Annotated in this window: 18 protein-coding genes; 12 read left to right on the forward strand and 6 right to left on the reverse strand. The window is 51.3% G+C overall.

Features of this window, described 5'->3' with window-relative positions:
* Nucleotides 1–49: 49 nt before the first annotated feature.
* Nucleotides 50–2,374, forward strand: a complete 2,325-nt coding sequence (locus NSS83_RS27400; protein WP_341346906.1) for a helix-turn-helix domain-containing protein — start codon at nucleotides 50–52, stop codon at nucleotides 2,372–2,374.
* An 11-nt stretch (nucleotides 2,375–2,385) separates the two neighbouring features.
* Here the strand turns inward: NSS83_RS27400 and NSS83_RS27405 are convergent, their stop codons facing one another.
* The 4 genes from NSS83_RS27405 to NSS83_RS27420 all read right to left on the reverse strand — a co-directional run bounded on the left by NSS83_RS27405 (nucleotide 2,386) and on the right by NSS83_RS27420 (nucleotide 5,914).
* On the reverse strand, nucleotides 2,386–3,102 hold the full coding sequence (locus tag NSS83_RS27405; protein WP_341346907.1) for an ABC transporter permease: 717 nt from the start codon (nucleotides 3,100–3,102) through the stop codon (nucleotides 2,386–2,388).
* The gene (locus tag NSS83_RS27410) at nucleotides 3,102–4,052 is read right to left on the reverse strand and encodes an ABC transporter ATP-binding protein (protein ID WP_341187542.1); all 951 of its coding nucleotides are present in this window, start codon (nucleotides 4,050–4,052) and stop codon (nucleotides 3,102–3,104) included. The genes NSS83_RS27405 and NSS83_RS27410 overlap by 1 nt, the downstream gene beginning before the upstream one ends.
* Before the next feature lie 121 nt (nucleotides 4,053–4,173).
* Nucleotides 4,174–5,217 (reverse strand): HAMP domain-containing sensor histidine kinase, encoded by a 1,044-nt coding sequence (locus NSS83_RS27415; RefSeq protein ID WP_341187543.1) that lies wholly within the window; start codon nucleotides 5,215–5,217, stop codon nucleotides 4,174–4,176.
* 1 nt (nucleotide 5,218) lies between these two features.
* A complete protein-coding gene (locus tag NSS83_RS27420; protein WP_341187544.1) occupies nucleotides 5,219–5,914 on the reverse strand; it encodes a response regulator transcription factor in 696 nt (231 codons plus the stop codon).
* 215 nt (nucleotides 5,915–6,129) lie between these two features.
* On the opposite strand from NSS83_RS27420, the gene sbnA reads away from it, so the two are divergent.
* Genes sbnA through NSS83_RS27475 form a run of 11 tightly spaced genes read left to right on the forward strand, consistent with a single transcriptional unit; the run spans nucleotide 6,130 to nucleotide 16,547 of the window.
* The gene (gene sbnA / locus NSS83_RS27425) at nucleotides 6,130–7,101 is read left to right on the forward strand and encodes a 2,3-diaminopropionate biosynthesis protein SbnA (RefSeq protein ID WP_341346908.1); all 972 of its coding nucleotides are present in this window, start codon (nucleotides 6,130–6,132) and stop codon (nucleotides 7,099–7,101) included.
* 6 nt (nucleotides 7,102–7,107) lie between these two features.
* Entirely contained in the window at nucleotides 7,108–8,232 is a 1,125-nt protein-coding gene (locus NSS83_RS27430; protein WP_341187546.1) for a glycoside hydrolase family 88 protein, read from the forward strand.
* Nucleotides 8,232–8,504, forward strand: coding sequence for a hypothetical protein (locus tag NSS83_RS27435; protein ID WP_341187547.1), 273 nt, complete (start codon nucleotides 8,232–8,234; stop codon nucleotides 8,502–8,504). Before NSS83_RS27430 ends, NSS83_RS27435 begins: the two co-directional genes overlap by 1 nt.
* Entirely contained in the window at nucleotides 8,501–9,229 is a 729-nt protein-coding gene (locus tag NSS83_RS27440; RefSeq protein WP_341187548.1) for an aldolase/citrate lyase family protein, read from the forward strand. The genes NSS83_RS27435 and NSS83_RS27440 overlap by 4 nt, the downstream gene beginning before the upstream one ends.
* Before the next feature lie 9 nt (nucleotides 9,230–9,238).
* Nucleotides 9,239–10,480 carry a hypothetical protein gene (locus NSS83_RS27445; RefSeq protein ID WP_341187549.1) on the forward strand — a complete coding sequence of 414 codons (1,242 nt, stop codon included), beginning with the start codon at nucleotides 9,239–9,241 and terminating at the stop codon, nucleotides 10,478–10,480.
* On the forward strand, nucleotides 10,477–11,433 hold the full coding sequence (locus NSS83_RS27450) for a triphosphoribosyl-dephospho-CoA synthase (RefSeq protein ID WP_341187550.1): 957 nt from the start codon (nucleotides 10,477–10,479) through the stop codon (nucleotides 11,431–11,433). Before NSS83_RS27445 ends, NSS83_RS27450 begins: the two co-directional genes overlap by 4 nt.
* Complete coding sequence (gene citX / locus NSS83_RS27455) at nucleotides 11,373–11,891, forward strand: citrate lyase holo-[acyl-carrier protein] synthase (RefSeq protein ID WP_341187551.1); 519 nt, start codon at nucleotides 11,373–11,375, stop codon at nucleotides 11,889–11,891. Before NSS83_RS27450 ends, citX begins: the two co-directional genes overlap by 61 nt.
* On the forward strand, nucleotides 11,888–13,126 hold the full coding sequence (locus NSS83_RS27460) for an MFS transporter (RefSeq protein ID WP_341187552.1): 1,239 nt from the start codon (nucleotides 11,888–11,890) through the stop codon (nucleotides 13,124–13,126). The genes citX and NSS83_RS27460 overlap by 4 nt, the downstream gene beginning before the upstream one ends.
* On the forward strand, nucleotides 13,114–14,349 hold the full coding sequence (locus tag NSS83_RS27465; protein ID WP_341187553.1) for an ATP-grasp domain-containing protein: 1,236 nt from the start codon (nucleotides 13,114–13,116) through the stop codon (nucleotides 14,347–14,349). Before NSS83_RS27460 ends, NSS83_RS27465 begins: the two co-directional genes overlap by 13 nt.
* Nucleotides 14,318–15,559: an ATP-grasp domain-containing protein gene (locus tag NSS83_RS27470; protein ID WP_341346909.1), complete on the forward strand. Its 1,242-nt coding sequence runs from the start codon at nucleotides 14,318–14,320 to the stop codon at nucleotides 15,557–15,559. Before NSS83_RS27465 ends, NSS83_RS27470 begins: the two co-directional genes overlap by 32 nt.
* Before the next feature lie 13 nt (nucleotides 15,560–15,572).
* Entirely contained in the window at nucleotides 15,573–16,547 is a 975-nt protein-coding gene (locus NSS83_RS27475) for a 2,3-diaminopropionate biosynthesis protein SbnB (protein WP_341187555.1), read from the forward strand.
* 108 nt (nucleotides 16,548–16,655) lie between these two features.
* On the opposite strand, the gene NSS83_RS27480 is transcribed toward NSS83_RS27475, so the two are convergent.
* Together NSS83_RS27480 and NSS83_RS27485 are read right to left on the reverse strand one after the other, a co-directional pair.
* Entirely contained in the window at nucleotides 16,656–16,862 is a 207-nt protein-coding gene (locus NSS83_RS27480) for a hypothetical protein (protein ID WP_341187556.1), read from the reverse strand.
* A 104-nt stretch (nucleotides 16,863–16,966) separates the two neighbouring features.
* Nucleotides 16,967–17,356, reverse strand: coding sequence for a MerR family transcriptional regulator (locus NSS83_RS27485; RefSeq protein ID WP_341019511.1), 390 nt, complete (start codon nucleotides 17,354–17,356; stop codon nucleotides 16,967–16,969).
* Nucleotides 17,357–17,412 lie beyond the last annotated feature (56 nt).

The following is a 17,412-nucleotide window of genomic DNA, read 5'->3' on the forward strand; positions in this document are numbered from 1 at the left end:
ATGGTCTATATTTAGAAATGATAACGAGCAGCATTGGGAGGAATACAACATGCGGGCAACCATCAACCGGCTTGTTCGATACAAGGCCTTTCAAAAACTCACCATCTCATATTTCCTTCTCGTTCTGCTAACCGTAAGCCTGCTGTCCAGTGTACTCTTCTCCTTGTTCTCCAGAAGCGCCATTAAGGAGATCGAACGTAATTCCCGGGCCATGTTATCCCAGATCACGTACGCTTCGGATGTAGTCTATAATCAAGTCATGACGATTGGAAATACACTGCTGATTCAACCGGAGATCCTTTCGTTTCTGGATGAGACGGTGGAGAACAAGGTAAGCAATTATCATATTTTTCAGCAGATTGAGCAAATTGCCAATCTAAACCCATATATCCACAGTATCGGAATCCACCGGCCTTCTACAGGCACGACAGTCGATACAGCCGGGCTTCCATTCGACGTATCGCTCACCGCGCCTAGCGCGAAGCAGTACATGGAATTCAATCCGCGCAGCCTGAAGGTTGCGGGCCGCAACAACGGCAAGCCCTTACAGTTCCTGACCTTCTTGCTGTATCCGAATTTTGCATATCAGACCACAGGCAGTCCGCTGATCTATATCAATGTGGAGGAGCAGTCGATTCTGACGACCATCCGCAAGATCGGCAAAGCGGACGCCGCTAATAATGTCTTCGTGATCAATAATGAAGGTAAAGTGCTGTCTCATACCGATTCCAATCTGTTCCTGGATGATCTATCCGGGGAGGAGTATGTGCGGACGATATTAATTGAGAACCAACCGGAGAACAGCTTCACCACGACGATCGCAAACAAAAAGAGTCTGGTCACTTATGTGAAATCAGAGGAACTGGACTGGTATTTTGTAAGCGTTTCACCGTATTCGGAGCTTATTTCTAACATTGATCAGCTCCGGGGAATTACGCTGCTGGTGACCGCCGGAATTGTACTCGCAGGCCTGTTGAGCTCTATCCTGTTGACCTCGAACATGAATAAGCCCTTATCGGCGCTGCTGGAAAAAGTTATGCCTGCCCCGGCCACACCCGCATCCGGCCTGGCACTTATAGATGAGTACAAGATGGTGAACGAAGTGTTCCAATCCTATCATGAACGTGAGAAATCGATGCAGTTCGTCATCAGCCATTCTTCCCGGACGGTCCGTGAGCATTATCTTCATGCCTTGCTGCGGGGTCATTCCCTGGAGGACTCGGCCTCCAGCGAAATAATTAAGGAGATTGGAGAGGAGGTGGCGGGGCCGTTCTTCGGCGTGCTGGTGTTCAAGATCAATGAGCTTGAGCCGGCAGGGGAGAGGGTAGAGGGGAAACAGCAGTCCTTGCTGCGCTTCGCGCTGGGGAATATCTCCAAAGAGCTGCTGGAGCATATCGGCCCCTGTGATGTTCTCATCATGGGAGGAAATGAAGCCGTTGCCATCCTTCAGTATACGAAAAATCAGCTCCCGGAGGAGCTGAAGCCTGCCTTGCGTGATGTTCAAAGCTTCCTGAACCGTTACTTCAAGGTGACAGTATCTATTGGTATAGGAGATATAGCCTTTGGCAAGGGAAATATTCCGTCCTCGTATACTTCCGCGCAGCAGTATGTGAAATACCGCTTAATCTATGGAAAAGAAGCGATTCTGGATGCAGCGGCGACAAGGCACCATGTGTTAACGGCCTTAAGCTATCCCGGCGCCTGCGAGAAGAAGCTGATTGATGCTGTGCAGCAGGGCAAGCCGGAGCCTATTATTAGCGCCACCCAAGAATTTATCGATACCATATCCGGCGGTTCGGTTCATCAGATCATTACCTTTAGCACTCAGCTCATGTTGTCTTTGCTGAAACATTTCGATTATTTACAGCATGTGCCGGATTCTAATTTCAATGATTACCTGCAGGCGGTAACCGAGATTGAAGGTGCTGAGGATTTGGCGGAGATCCGCAACCTGTTTGGCCGCTATTGCTCCACGATCTGCAAGTTAATTGAAGACAAAAATCACTGGATGAATGCCAAGAAGCATAATAGTCTCATTGAAAAAGTACAGAATTATGTCCATGAGCATTATGCCGAGCCTAATATTTCCCTCGATCTGGTGTCCAAAATCGCCGGACTGTCACCCAGCTATCTGGGCAAGCTGTTCAAAGGAGCAACCGGGCAATCCTTCAGTGAATACCTGAACAACACCCGGCTGGACAAAGCCAGGGAGTTACTTGCTGCTACACCTGACACGGCGGCCAAGATCAGTGAAGCGGTCGGGATCTACAACATCACTTACTTCTCCACCCTGTTCAAGAAAAAGTACGGACTGACACCCTCGGCCTTCCGTGAGCAGGAGGCGATGAAGAGCGCGATGGATGATGAAGAATGATCATTTCCCGCTTAAGGCTGCTCCGCATATCTCCACCAGGCAAAGGTTCCGGCGATTCCGATGATCCCGGTATAGGCAAGTATGATGATACTGCTCAGCTGCAGCGAACCGGTGCTTAGAAATACCGACGGGATCGTCCATGGGAAGTAGGGTGCAAATCCGAAGGAGCTGAGCACATTGGACAGAATGACGATGATCAGGATGAGCCCCAGGGGAGCCAGGTAGCCCTTGGTCACATTAGCCAACAGAATGCTTGGTGTGGTCACCAAAATGAACAACAGCGAGGTAATCAGGAACTTAAGGAACAAGCTCCAAATGAAAGCGGCGGACCCGCCTGCAACGCCCAGGATGGCTCCTACGGCAAGACCAATGGCAAACATATAGATGGACAGCAGCACGCACCATGCTAAAATGACCAGAAACTTAGACAATACAATTTTCGCTCTGGAAATGGGCTTGGCCAGTAAATCTTTGATGGTCCGGTCTGAAAATTCCCGTCCGAATACCCATGCGGCCACAAAGGTGTATCCGATCACTCCCAGCGGGGCAAGTGTCTCCAGCAATCCGTTTAAATACACTTCCCAGGTGACACCGCCGGCGTCACTGGATAATACATTTCCGACGCCCATCATGATGGGCCCGAAGCCTAAAACCAGGAACATGATCCAGAATACATTCGAGCGGATAATCTTGCGGATCTCACAATGCAACACCGATAAAATATTCATTATACAATCCCCCTGTTAACCCCGATGGTGCGGAGAAAATAGCCTTCCAGATCCTCTGTAACCACCCGGAGTGACGTTGGCGGCTGATTGCTTTGCACGAGCAGTTCGGCCAGCCGTTCAGGATGATCTGCGGCATGTTCATTGGTTAGTTTAATGGAGCCGTCCGCCGTATCCACGAAGTTATAGCCATGCTCCTCCAGCACCTTCTTTAAGGCGGGCTTGTTCCGGCCGTTCACGACCAGGCTTTTCTCCAAGGACTGCTCCAGCTTGTCCATTGCGACTTCTTTCACCAGCTTGCCGCCGTGAATAATACCAATCCGTGTGGACACCTTCGAGAGCTCCTCTAACAGATGGCTGGATATAAAAACAGTGATGCCGAAATTGTGCGCCAGATTGTATAACATATTCCGTATCTCCGCCACGCCTGCGGGATCAAGGCCGTTGATCGGCTCGTCCAGAATCAGAATCTCCGGGTTGTGAATCATCGCTTTGGCAAGACCCAGACGCTGCTTGTTCCCAAGTGAGAGATGCTTTGCTTTTTTCTTTTTGTGCGGCGCAAGCCCCAGCTTATAGATGACCTGATGTACGGCATCCGGGTCCGGCAAGCCTTGCATACGCCGTGCGATATCAAGATTCTCCGTTACCGTCAGATCCGGATAAAAGGTAGCCTCCTCCAAATATCCGACGTTGCTCCATAATTTAGAGTTTCCGGCGTCGACCTTCTCACCTAACATATACAGCTTGCCGGAAGTAGGCTTAAGCATTGCCAGGAGCATTTTGATCGTCGTTGTCTTCCCGGCGCCGTTCAGTCCCAGGAATCCGTAGATCTCTCCCCGGCTGACCTCCAGCGAAAGATTGTTTAATATGGTATAGTCGCCAAAGCTTTTGTGCACTCCGTCAATTTGTATAGCGGGCGTGCTGCCGATTCTTTTCTTGGATAAAATACTCATTCTTCCTCAAACCTCCTGCTTGGTTCCAGTGATTGTTGTATCCTGCTACAACTTATTGTCACATCCAAACATGAAGCTTTATTAAAAGAAAAATAAACAGATCTGAAGAAAATATAAAAAACTATAAAGGCAGGCTGAACCTGATCCCGAGACCGCCATGTTCGGAAGGGAAGGCCATAATTTCGCCTCCATGGTGCTCAATAATCGATTTACAGCTGGCCAGCCCCAGACCAAGTCCGCCCTTCCGGATCTGCCGCGACGGGTCCACCGTAAAAAATTTGAGGAACAGCGAAGACATGTCCTTATCCGGCACACCAATGCCATTATCCTCAATCTGAAAATAAGCATGATGCTCCCGCAGGTAACCGGTCATATACACCTTCAGCTCATTCTTTCCACCATATCGTACGGCATTGCTGAAGAGATTGCCGAACACCCGGCGAAGCATCGGTTCATTGACCGTCAGCCAAATGCTGTCCGTGAAGGAATGGCGGCATGTCAGTTCAATATCAAGTCCCGCCAGCTCATACTCATATTCAAAAGCAATGTCGGCAAATAAATCTCTCGCCTTTACAGGCTTAGCGGTCATGGATTCGAGCTCCGATTTTTCTTTGGTGAAGCTGGAGAAATCATTGAGGAGTTCAACCATAAAGGCTGACTTCCGCTGAATCAATTCATAAAATTCCTGCTTTTCAGCTTCAGGTAAGTTCTCATGGGTAGCCAGCAGTTCTGTGAAGCCGTTAATCGAGGTCAGGGGTGTCTTCAAATCGTGGGCGATGGCGGCAAGCATATCGGTCTGTTCTCTGTGGGCGAGCTGAAGCCGGTGCTCCATCTTATTGAAGTGCTTATATAGCTCTCCGATCTCGTCCTTACGCTTCAAAGCCAGCGGAGGCAGGGGATGGACCACATTGACTTCCTCCAGCCGGGCATTCAGACGCCGGATAGGCTTCTCAATATAATAATGAATATAGATGATCAGAATGAGAAATATGCAGCCAGCGATGGCGAAGATGGGCAGCAGTAATACTATATATGGTGAGTCCAGCAAGGTGGTACGTATTGGGGAATATACGGCAAAGACAAACTTCAAGTAGAGTCCAATAGAGAACATCAGAATCAGCAGCATCAGCAGGAATAACAGGGGAAGCTTGATTTTAAGTTTCATCCTATTGCTCTCTTTCCGTGTATTTATAGCCTATGCCCCAAATGGTTTTAATGAAGTGTTGCTCAGGACCCAGCTTCTTGCGGATATTCTTGATATGAACCGTTACGGTATTGATCTCGCCGTATTCGTCTCCCCAGACGTTCTCATAGATCTGCTCCCGGCTTAGTACCTGATTCGGGTGACGCATCAGAATAGACAGAATTTGAAATTCCTTCGCGGATAAGTCGAGCTTCCCGCCGTACAGGAAGGCTTCATACGTTTTATCATTTAAAATGAGCGGAGCATTGGCCTTGTCTTTGGCGGGGCTAAGCTCGCCCCACTCTTTGTGCAGCCTGTCCACTTTGCGGAAATGCGCCTTGATCCTGGAAGCCAGCTCCTGAATACTGAACGGCTTGGTCATATAATCATCTGCGCCGATTTCCAGACCGACAATTTTATCAATATCCTGATCCCGCGCACTTAATAACATAATAGGAACATTATAAGAGGACCGGATCGTCCGGCAGACATCCAGTCCGCTCATATCAGGCATGACGATATCGAGAACAACGAAATCAATAGGGTGATCCTCCACCGCAGATAAAGCTTCTCCCCCCGAACTGGCCGTAATTACAGCGAATTGCTCATACCTTAGCGTCTTGCTGATAAGCTTTACGATTTCTTCATCATCGTCTACCACTAATATCGTTTTGGACATATTACTACCTCCCGGGGCACTAAACATTATGAAGTTAATCATAATTGCTTGATGTTGTTGTTGCAAACCTATGGATTTTTATAGAAAATTTGAATCAATGTGATAAATTTTTTTGATATATTTACATTTATTGGGACATGAGTGTATGATGCGAATGTATTTATTTTACTTTTTATAGAAAAAAATATGAGATTTTCCCTTGGGAGGTGATAGGTTTGATCTACGACAATGTGCTGCAATTAATTGGGAACACGCCTATTGTTAAACTGAATTATCTTCCAGAGCCGAATGGGGCGCAGGTATTCATCAAGCTGGAAGGCCTTAATCCCGGCGGCAGCATGAAGGACCGCACAGCGCTCTACATTATCAGCCAAGCGGAGGCAGCGGGACAACTGCAGCCCGGCGGCACGATTGTTGAATCTTCCTCCGGGAATCTGGCGATCGGACTGGCGCTTGTAGCACGGCAAAAAGGGTACAAGCTGATTTGTGTGGTCGATCCCAAAATCAGCCCGGTCAATCTCAGCATTATCCAGGCTTATGGTGCAGAGACGGTAATGGTTGATCAGGCTGATGAGTATGGCAACTATCTTAGAGCCCGCCTGGACAAGGTACAGGATCTCGTCAGGCAACTGGGGGCATTCTGGCCTAATCAGTATAATAACCCGAGTAATCCTGAGGCACACAGACAAACGACTGCGCCTGAAATCTATGAGGCGTTCGGTAATGGGCTTCAGTGGGTGGTCATACCGGCAGGTACCTGCGGTCTCATTACCGGGTGCAGCCTGGGGCTGAAAGAACATATCCCGCAGATAAAGATCATGGCCGTTGATGCGGCCGGTTCGGTTACCTTCGGGCAGCCGCCGGGTGTAAGGCATCAGATTGGCATTGGTTCAGCTATAGTACCGGGCAATGTACGAAGAGAGCTGTATGACGAGATTACGCATGTCTCGGATGCGGAGGCCTTCTCCACCACCCGCAGGCTGGTTCAGGAAGAAGGGCTGCTGGTCGGCGGCTCCGCAGGTTCAGCGGTATTCGCGGCCCTTAAGCTTGCCCGCCGCCTGCGTGCCGGGGACAAAGTTCTTGCGATTCTTCCAGATCGCGGAGACCGGTATTACAATACTATTTTTTCGGATGAATGGCTGGAGAAGATTGGGATTGAACGGGTTACAAGCGCTGTGAAAATATGATCGGGGGTGCTGAAGATTACTGTATCCACACGTAATGAGGTAATTGACCGTGCCGTCAGACAGACCCGCCGGCAGCTTGCCAGGCTTGCTTCAATGCCACCTTCCGGTCAGATTAAGCTTCCTTATGTTACGAACAACGGAAGATACATGCTGGAGGATAAGTGGTCTTCCGGCTTCTTCATTGGACTTCTCTACCGGCTCTATCAGTTGACTGGCGATCCTCTCTATATGGAGGAGGCTGACCGCTGGATCGGCGGGATTGAGCCTTATAAGAATCAGGGGGATTATCAGGATATTGGCTTCCTGTTCTATTATTCTTATGCACTCGGGTACGATCTGACCGGTAAGGAAGCCTACAGGGCGATTGCGCTTGAAGCTGCTGACAGCCTCTTTGATTCCCGTCTCCCGGGCGGTTATCTGGAATGCAATTGGCTGCCCGAGGGGAAGCGCTACGCAGGCGTTGACAGTATGATGAACATCCGGTTGTGGCTATGGGCCTACCGGGTAACCGGTGAGGAGCGCTATCGCGCCGCTGCCATAGAATCAGCGCGGATTACAAGTGCTGCGCTGATGAGGGAAGACGGCTTCACTTACGAATATATGAGAATGGATTCCGTTACGGGAGCCCCGGAGGAGCCCTACAACAAGAACGCTAAGTTCAGCTCAGCCTCGGTATGGGCCAGAGGCCACACATGGGCACTCTATGGAGCGGTTCAAATGTATCTGCTTGGCCATGAAGAGGAGTGGAGAACAAAGGTTGAACGGCTCTCTGCATTCTACTTAGCCCATGTCTGTAGTGACGGTGTTCCGGCCTGGGATCTGATGCTGTCCGATCAGGAGACGGCTATGAGGGATGCTTCCGCTGCTGCGATCTCTTGCTCTGCCTTCTATCAGTTTGCCGCAGCCCTAAGCCCTAATGATCCCTTGCGCCAGCAATTCCGGCAAGAAGCAGAGAGGGTGCTCGATATTCTGATTTCTGCGGAGTATGCGCCTACGGGTCCGGAGCATGAAGGATTGCTGGTGCACGCCAGCACTCCGCTGCATGTCGTTCAAGCCGCAGGCGAATCCCAGATCTGGGGCGATTATTTTCTGCTGGAGGCTCTATATTACTCATTGGAGGTCGGTTCTTAATGAATGTCAGTGCCGGATCGATAGAATCTAGCGATATTAAAATTGTCATCGAAGAAGGTCATGCTGCAATGCAATGCATGAATATGGTGCCGGAGCTTACGGACCGCCAAGTCTATGAATATGTTGTTCCCATTCTGAAGCAGTATGGCTTGGCGGATCTGTCCCCCCAGATCTGGTTCAATGGAGCCAATGATTGGGTGGTCCGCAGCCGCTGTGAAGCCTTGCGAAGTATGCTGAGTGCTGCCTTAGAGCGGGAGGAGGTAACGGGATGAATCAGGCTGCTGAACAGCAAGTCTATTTCTATGTTCCGGGATACAAACCGAATTACATAGAGTATGCCATGACCTTCTATCCTATGAATATTATTCTTTGTCTGGAAGACGGTACGCCGGAGGATAAGAAGCTTGAAGCAAGATATGTGGTCAAGAATGCCCTTCAGGAATTCAGTGACTCGGAGCATACCCTCATTGTCCGCGTGAATAGTGTTCATACCTCTCACTGGGAGCAGGATCTGGAAGAGCTAGTGCCAGAGCGCCCTGCCCGAATCCGGCTGCCCATGGTCCGGACGGCGGAGGATTTACGGCAAGTGGAACGCAAGGTGCAGGATATTATTCAAAAGCGCAGCTTGAACTATTCTCCAAGCTATGAAGTCATGATCGAATGCTGCGAGGCTATTGCCAATCTCGGAGAGATTCATCAGGCCAGCCGGAATATTTATGCTTTTACCTTTGGAGGAACGGATTATTTCAATGACTGTGTAGCTAAGGGGCTTGTGGACCCGGCCTGGGAGGTCCGGAAGGCCAAGCAGAAGCTGGGGGAATACTGCCGCAGGCTGGGGCTTCAATGCTTTGACACTACTTACATGGCTTATCGTGATCTGGAGGGGTTTCGCGAGGATTGCCTGCTCTCCAGGGAATATGGCTTTACGGGGCGTTCCGTAATCCATCCTGACCAGGTTGCCGTCGTCCAAGACATATACGGAATTTCAATAGCGTAGGAGGCTGTTATGTTCACAACATACCGATTGGAATTACCTGATCCTGTGACGCTGAATAAGCTGCAAATCCCTGTTTTCACCCATATGTTCCTGCAAAATGTATCCGCCCATAAGGTGCAGGTGGACCCGATTCAGGGGAAACGCATCAGCGTCACTTATCTATCGTCTTATCCCAGGGAGCAGATTGAGCGGGAGGTTGCTATTTTCCTGGAGCGGTTCACCCCCGAGCATGATGAGGCATCCGCATCATCCGCTGAAGTACTGGAGCCTGGGCTGAATGTGGTGGAGCTGCATGAGCCGCCGCTGGAGAAGCTGTGCTCCTGCTGCACGCCGGGCAATCAGCGGAATATCTCGGATGACCTGCTGGAGCAGAGATGGCTGACTTTATTGAAGAATCAGGAGCTGGCGTACCATCGCCCGATCATCCGTCTGCTGGAGTATTTTGACCAGAGCTATGTGGATTATATCGGCCGGAGGATCGGGGATTGTCAGGAGCGGCAGTATTCGGTCTTGTTGCCTGCTGCCTTCGCCGAGAAGATGAATTATTTCCATAGTGCCCCGATGCATTTGCTGCTGGCTACCCACCTCAGCCATGACCAGGCCAAAATGATAGCCTTCGCGGAAGATATCTCCGCCAATAACGGCAAGCTTCCGCAGGACTCCGGCCCTTATCTGGAGACGCCGCCCTATCTTCTGCAATCCGCGCCTTGCTATAAGGTCTATATGGAAATGGAGGACCGTGAGCTTGAGGACAATACCGCTTTTGTACTCAAAGGCCAATCCTTCCGCAATGAGGGCAAACGTGTATATCTGCTTGAACGGTTATTGAATTTCACCATGCGGGAATTCGTATTTCTGGGGACGCCCGAATACGTCACCCGGATGCGTGACTTGACATTAGGATGGACCATCGAGTGGATGGAAGCGGCAGGGCTGAAAGGCGAGTGTGCCTTAGCCAATGATCCATTCTTCCTGCCGGGTAAGGTGAAGCAGAATTTCAAAGTGCCCAAACATGTCAAATACGAGGTTCGTGCGGATATTCCCTATAAAAACGATACGATTTCGATTGCTTCCTATGACACGCACGGCGATTTTTTTGCAAAGACCTTTAACTTTAGACTGAGGGACAACGCAGAGACATGGTCGGGCTGCATCGGACTTGGCCTGGAACGGGTAGTATGGAGCTTTCTGCAGCAGTACGGTCTACAGAGTGAGCACTGGCCTGCGGCAATCCCGGAGAGCGTAAAGTGACCGCTTCCGGCCAAGCTGCAGCGTCCTGGATTGCCGAAACGATGGTCTACAGTGTTCTGGCCGAGGCTGTGAGCTGGCCTTCCCCCGGATTGGTATCGGCGGTCAGCAACGGATGTCACGCGGATATGGATGTTTACACTTTTCTGAGAAGCGCACTCCGCATTCAGCCTTATTACCAGCAAGCAGCACGCTTGGGCGTAGCAGAATCCTCGGGCCGAACCGGCAGAGAATATTTATTCAGGAGGCTCCAGCAGACCGGGCGGCGGGCCGAGGCTGACATGCTTAAGGCTACCGGGGGAGTGAATACCCATAAAGGAACGATCTTCCTGGGGTTGATTCTATGCGCGGCTGCCGGAATGACGAGTCAAAGTCCATCCGGCATAGCAGAACCGCAGGAGATATGCCGCTTGGCCGGAAGGCTGGCTGAGTATCCGCTGCGGGCACAATTGGCAGACATCCTGGAGGAGACGCAACATGCAAGCACAGGCGGACGCGCGTACAGGGAGTGGGGAATTAGAGGGATACGGGGCGAAGTTATAGACGGATTTCCGTCCATTCTTCAGCAGGGCTTGCCTGCCTTGCGTGAGGCGCTTCAACAAGGAGCGGATCTGCGGACGGCGCAGATCCACTCCTTGTTATCATTGATGACTGTGGTACAGGATACCACGCTGCTGAACCGCAATTTCGACAGGACAAGGATTGACTATACTCAGAAGAGTGCCTTAGCGGCGTTGGACCGGGGGAGTCTGTTCACCTCTGAGGGCAGAGCCTATATCCGCACCATGGAGGAGGATTTCCGTCTCCGTTCCCTATCTCCCGGCGGATCAGCCGATCTGCTGGCCATGACGCTTGCTTTGCATTTGTGGACTGAGAATCAGGGGGAGGAAAGAGTGTGGCGAACGATTCCGCTGTGTCAGCCATCCTTCGTGACCGGGAGCGCCTCCATGAGCTAAGAGAGGCCAGGTATCCGGCAGAAGGCTCGCTGATACAGATTATGATGAATATTCCGGGGCCGGATAAGAAGCTGGCTGTTGCCTATGAATTATTCGAGCTCTGTATGGAGGCTTTACAGGAAGCTCTGGCGGTTGCAGCTTATAAGATACTTATGCTTGAGCGGATCGAGCTGGCGCTTGGTCCGGTAGCTTATCTTCAGGTATCTGCGGATGCGGCGGAATTGAAGCAATTCTGTCTGTCCTTTGAACTGGAGCATCCGCTTAGCGCGTATTGGGATATGGATATTTATGATTCATCGGGAAAAGCAATGGGCAGGCATGAGCTGGGTGCTCCTTCACGCCGCTGTTATCTGTGCGGGCAGCCTGCTAAAGTGTGCGGATTCCTGCAGCGTCATTCGCCGGAGGAATTAATCGGACGCATGGCTGCTGATCTGGCGGCAAGGAAGGCCATCACATGAATCTTTTCCGAAACCTAAAGGTGCCCCGGCCGGTGTTTGCCATTTGCCTGAACACGCTGATTACCCATCTTGGCTTCTACGCCATGACGGCGATATTAACGGTCTATCTGTCTCAGGTCAAAGGATTGCCTCTGTCGGTTACCGCTGTAGTTACCATGATCTTCACCGTGTCTTACCGCAGTGCGAGGTTCCTTACCGGACCCTTGCTGGACAATATGGACCCGTTCAAATGCATGTGGTTCGGCTGCCTGCTAACAGGCGTCTCCATCGCAATGGTGGATTTCTGGCAGTCGCCGCTTTTGATTACAATCCAGCTTATCATTGCCGGGATCGGCTACTCGGTCAGGGGCTTGTCCTCCAAGGCTTCTTTATCCTTCGTGGGGAGTAAGGATGGCAATGCCCTGTTTTATTTTGCGAATTCCAATATGTATACGAACGGTGCGGCCATTGCCGGGCCGTTAATCGGCTCCTTTCTGCTGACTAGCTCCTTGAAAAGCTTCACGTTGACCTTCGTTGGAGGGTTCTATGTTGCGGGTGCTATCCTGCTCACTATCTTCCCGCCCGGGTGCAGTCTGCTTGACCAGGAACGGAAGCCGGTAAGCTTCTGGAAAGGATATCAGACCGTTCTGCTCGATAAAAGCTTCCGTAAAGTGCTGCTGTTCAATATGATCGGCTGCTTTTTCTTTACCCAATTGTTCAATTCCTTTCCTTATTTAATCGGCACTTATTATAACGCACCGGAAAGGCTGGGGAGTCTGCTTATGCTGAACGGAATCCTCGTGGTGCTGCTGCAGATTCCGTTCGGGCGCTGGATGAATACAGCGTTGTCAGGCCAGCGTGAGGGATACCGGCTGACTCTGGCGTTTCTGCTATTCAGCGTTTCTTTTTCAATGAATGCGGTCATTGGCTCGATCTGGGGCTATTACGTATTCGTCGCGTTGTTCACCCTTGCAGAAATGTTATTCATACCCACGATAGATGCTTATGTCTCTAACGCTGCCCATCCGGATCTGCGTATCACGTATTTCAGTGTCATCGGATTGTCCACGGCCCTTGGCGAAGGAATCGGTGTATATACCGGGCTGCAATTCATACATATGTGGAGCATCTACGGAGAGTTGTCCTACTTCTGGTTATCATTAGCCGTTCTGTCCGGGCTGTCCCTTGTACTATACGTGATGTTAAACCGGTCACCTGTTCATAACAAAGAGGAGGGGAAACTGTGGCGATATTAATTCTGAATCAAAGGAGGCGGGCCTTCGCTCCTTATCTGAGCTGGCTGGAGGATCTGGATGAAGAGGTATACCTGTATACTTCGCCGGCATATGGTGAGACAACGGAGCCCTATGCCCTTGTAGAGGTGTTCGACAACTGGGTGACTAATGACCGGGTAGAGATCGATGCGTTACGTTTGTATGAAGATCATCCTTACCGTCTGATTATAGCCCTCGATGAGAGCGATCTGATTCGTGCAGCCCGGCTGCGTGAACGGCTGCATCTGCCTGGACAACGGCTGGATAGCGCAATTGCCTACAGGGATAAAGCGGTGATGAAAAGCTTGGTCAGCCCGCAGGTATCATGCCCGGCATTCCGCAGGCTGGCTTCGCCGCTTCAGCTGTATGATTTTGTACGGGAACATGGCTTGCCGGTTGTGGTTAAACCGCTGGATGGTATGGGTTCTATGAATACGGATATTATACGGACCCCGGAGCAATTGAATGGTGTATGGGAACGCGGCCTTGGCAGCGGCTTAATGGTTGAAGCCTATGTTGAGGGAGAGATGTATGAGATTGATGGTCTGATGATGGGCCAGGAGATCCGCTTTGCTTCTGTGGGCAAATATTCCTGCAAGCCGCTGGAGATTCTCCAGCAGGATTGCTTCGTGGAATTGCTCAGCCCCGGCTGCGCGCTGTATGAGCGGCTGGTTCATGAAGTTCAGCAGGTCATTGAAGCCCTGCCCTCACCGGGAATCTCAACCTTTCATTGTGAAATGTTCCATACTCCGGAGGATGAATGGGTATTCTGTGAAATTGCCAGCCGGACCGCAGGCGGACGGATCAGTGAATCTGTCAGTGCCATGTACGGCGTGGATCTGAACCGGGAATGGGTCCGGGCGCAATGCGGTCTGCCGCTGAAGCTGCCGGCGCCAAGGCCGTCACAGGTAGCGGGGGTATATCTAATGCCGAAGCGTCCCGGGACAGTAAAGGCTATTCCGCAGACGCTGCCTTTTGAATGGGTGAAGGAATATGTTCCCCGCGTCAGAGAAGGCGAGCAGCTGGACGCGGCCCATTCCAGCGTGGATGCCGTGATGACCGTAATCATCGTTGGCGAGAATTCGGCGTCGCTGCAAGCCAGGCTGTCACAATTGCGGCGGTATCTGGAGCATGAAGTGCAAATACTGCCCGCTTACAAGGAGGATGCAACTCATGAAGCACCTGTTATTAGTAGAAAGCAATGAGTCTATCGCAGGTATCCAGGCTTGCAAGGAGCTGGGGTACACTGTCACGTTGCTGACCCAGAATATTCAGCATTACCTGAAGGGCCAGCCGCTGGAGTCCCACCCGCTCCGGTTGGTAGATTACATTCATGAAGTGGACACCTTTAATGAAGAAGCTGTGGTTGACTTTGTCAAAGAGTACCATCAAGCGTATCCCTTGACCGGAGTGATGTCCTTTGCAGAATTCTATGTGGTGCAGGCAACGGCTGCTGCGCATGCGGTTGGTGTGCCGACCATGCACCCGCTGGCTGCCAAGAATGCCCGGAATAAATATAGATCCAGAGAAATCTGCGTTCAGAGCGGTGTGCCGGTTCCCCGTTCGCTGCTCGCAGGCAGTGCGGAGGAAGCTTGCCAACATGCCCATTCCATGGGTTATCCCTGTATCGTTAAGCCGTGTGACGGGGCTATGAGTATTGGGGTAGTCTTTGTCAACAATGAGCGAGAGCTGCGCCAGGCTTACGAGAGTTATGTGAACAACAGGGATTTCGGGCGTAATCTCTATGGAAGTACGGATGTGCTCATTGAGGAATACGCAGCCGGGCCACTGGTCAGTGTGGAGATGGTTACTTATCAGGGGCAGGATCACCTGATCGGGATTACGGACCGCCGTCTGGTTGGATTCCCCTATTTTGTAGAGACGGGTGCCAGCTTTCCGGTTCAGCTAAGCCATGAGGCAGAGATCGTTGACGTGGTCCGCAGGGGACTGCATGCACTTGGGGTTGACTTTGGCCCCACACATACAGAGGTTGCTCTCACTCCTGAAGGCCCTAAGATTATTGAATTCAATCCGCGGATGGTGGGCGGGCCTGTTCCGGAGATGATTAAATACGCAACGGGCATTGACCTGGCGCGCGAAGTGCTTCGTATGCATATGGGGGAGGCCCCGGAGTTGACGCCAAGCGTCTCACGCGGCGCTGCTTCACGGGAATTCTGTTCGCCGGTTGACGGCAGGCTGATCGAGGTTACGGGGCTTAAGGAATTAGAGGGACGTGCGGACATTCTGCGGTCGCATTTCATTGCTGCAGGGCGCGAGGTGTCCTTTCCGAGATCTAATTTTGACTGGATTGGCCGAGTGATGGTTGGAGGGGACGATGCAGCGCAGGCGGAGCAGAAATGCGGCGAAATACAGAATACGATCGGCTTGCACATTGCAGCCAGACCTATAAGCTGAGGAGGCCTTGAGCATGTTATACTTAAATACTGCAAATTTACAGAGCATACAGCTTCCCTGGAAGAGGAGTGTCGATACCATACGGAGTGCTGTCCAAGTGATGGCAGCGCATGAATTCTCCCAGCCTATTAAACCCTATTTGCTCTTCGATAAAGATCCAAGCAGCCGGATTATTGCCATGCCTGCTTATGTGGGCGGAGAGATCGGGATGGCAGGCATCAAGTGGATCGCCAGCTTTCCCGGTAACCATGCCAGGCAGCTTCCCCGTGCCCACTCGGTGACGATCCTGAATGATTCCGGCAGCGGCAAGCCTGTGGCTATCATCAACAGTCCGCTTATCTCCGGGATTCGCACGGCTTCGGTCAGCGGGCTGATGATTCAGGAATATGAGAAGGTACACCCTTTTGCCGATAACATTATTGCCGGTATCGTCGGGTTCGGGCCGATCGGTCAGCTCCATCTGTCGATGCTGAGTCAGCTGCTCGGGGACCGGCTGGAGGAGGTTCGGATCTTTGATCCGAATCAAGATATGCTGCAGCCTATCCCGGAAGAGCTTGGGACAAGGGTGCGGCCTGTGAATTCCTGGGAGGAAGCCTACGAAGGGGCCGATCTGTTCATTACCTGTACCATTTCCAGCTCCGGTTATATTGACCGCAAGCCCAAAGAACAGAGTCTGCTGCTGAACGTGTCTCTGCGCGATTTCACCCCGGCGATCTTAAGCCACACCTCTGCCATTATTGTCGATGACTGGGATGAAGTATGCCGTGCGAATACGGATATTGAACATATGCATCATCAAAGAGGGCTGCGGAAGCAAGACACGGCGTCCATCATCGAGGTGGTCTGCGGCAACGCACTGGCGAAATTCCCGAAGGAGGAAGCGGTCATGTTCAATCCGATGGGAATGGCTGTCTTTGATATTGCCATTGGGTCACTATATTATCGTGAAGCACTGAATCGCGGGTGTGGTCAGGAGCTGGAGGAGTAGCGGCAAGATCAGCAAGATCAGCAAGATCAGAAGATCAGCACAACAAGTAGCCGGGCCGGATGAGAGATGCTCTTGTCCGGCCCGGCTTTTTGCTGTCTCGTAGTTAGACTAAGGATTCTTGCGGTGCTTCTTCTCTTCGGAGTCTGGTGCAAGGCCAGGAGCTGCTACCTCCGGGTCATTTCCCAGCACGGCGCCTACGATCTCATCCAGCTTGTCTGTTTCAGATTGGCCGTCCGCCGGACTGGATTCGCCCTCCGGGATCGGGTGGACACCTGCGGTGCGTCCGTCGAGCGGAGCTTTTTGATCATCCTTCATTTGTAAGTCTCCCTTCTAAGTGCAGGTTCTGTCTTAGGATGTGTCTGCGATAACTGTTCTATGTAACGATAACCGCAGCGGAGACTGGTGAACCACCCGGCTGGTTAGGATTGGCGGACCACTTCCATACTCTTTTCCAGGGCAGTCTTATAATAGTGGCATTTATGGTCTATGACTTCCATCGTTTTTCTTAATTCCTCCATCTGCGCTTCTACGGAAGCCTTCCGCTCCAGGAACATGTCGTATCGGCGCTGCAGGGTGGAATCTCCTTCGGAGCACCATTCAATGAAATGCTTAATCTCTTTGATGGGCATCCCGGAGGCCTTCAGGCATTCAATGATCTTCAGGGCCTCCATGTCGGAGGGCTTGAATACACGTTTGCCGCTGGGAGTTCTCTCTATAGAAGGGAGCAGGCCCTCTTTGTCATAGTAACGCAGGGTATGCGGGGTCATGTTGAAATGCGCTGCGGCTTCGCTTATGGAATAGGTCTTCATCATCGTTCTCCTGTCCTGGATATTTCGGGCTTGACTTAGAGTTAACTTTAAGGAAT

The organism is Paenibacillus sp. FSL H3-0469, assembly GCF_038051945.1.
GTDB lineage: Bacteria > Bacillota > Bacilli > Paenibacillales > Paenibacillaceae > Paenibacillus_AQ.

Bases quoted from the DNA above. Each gene is read 5' to 3' on its own strand.
- NSS83_RS27475 (WP_341187555.1), top strand. From the start codon at position 15,573: ATGTTATACTTAAATACTGCAAATTTACAGAGCATACAGCTTCCCTGG.
- NSS83_RS27400 (WP_341346906.1), top strand. From the start codon at position 50: ATGCGGGCAACCATCAACCGGCTTGTTCGATACAAGGCCTTTCAAAAA.
- NSS83_RS27440 (WP_341187548.1), top strand. From the start codon at position 8,501: ATGAATCAGGCTGCTGAACAGCAAGTCTATTTCTATGTTCCGGGATAC.
- NSS83_RS27445 (WP_341187549.1), top strand. From the start codon at position 9,239: ATGTTCACAACATACCGATTGGAATTACCTGATCCTGTGACGCTGAAT.
- NSS83_RS27470 (WP_341346909.1), top strand. From the start codon at position 14,318: ATGAAGCACCTGTTATTAGTAGAAAGCAATGAGTCTATCGCAGGTATC.
- NSS83_RS27405 (WP_341346907.1), bottom strand. From the start codon at position 3,102: ATGAATATTTTATCGGTGTTGCATTGTGAGATCCGCAAGATTATCCGC.
- NSS83_RS27410 (WP_341187542.1), bottom strand. From the start codon at position 4,052: ATGAGTATTTTATCCAAGAAAAGAATCGGCAGCACGCCCGCTATACAA.
- NSS83_RS27420 (WP_341187544.1), bottom strand. From the start codon at position 5,914: ATGTCCAAAACGATATTAGTGGTAGACGATGATGAAGAAATCGTAAAG.
- NSS83_RS27435 (WP_341187547.1), top strand. From the start codon at position 8,232: ATGAATGTCAGTGCCGGATCGATAGAATCTAGCGATATTAAAATTGTC.
- NSS83_RS27480 (WP_341187556.1), bottom strand. From the start codon at position 16,862: ATGAAGGATGATCAAAAAGCTCCGCTCGACGGACGCACCGCAGGTGTC.
- NSS83_RS27460 (WP_341187552.1), top strand. From the start codon at position 11,888: ATGAATCTTTTCCGAAACCTAAAGGTGCCCCGGCCGGTGTTTGCCATT.
- NSS83_RS27415 (WP_341187543.1), bottom strand. From the start codon at position 5,217: ATGAAACTTAAAATCAAGCTTCCCCTGTTATTCCTGCTGATGCTGCTG.
- NSS83_RS27485 (WP_341019511.1), bottom strand. From the start codon at position 17,356: ATGAAGACCTATTCCATAAGCGAAGCCGCAGCGCATTTCAACATGACC.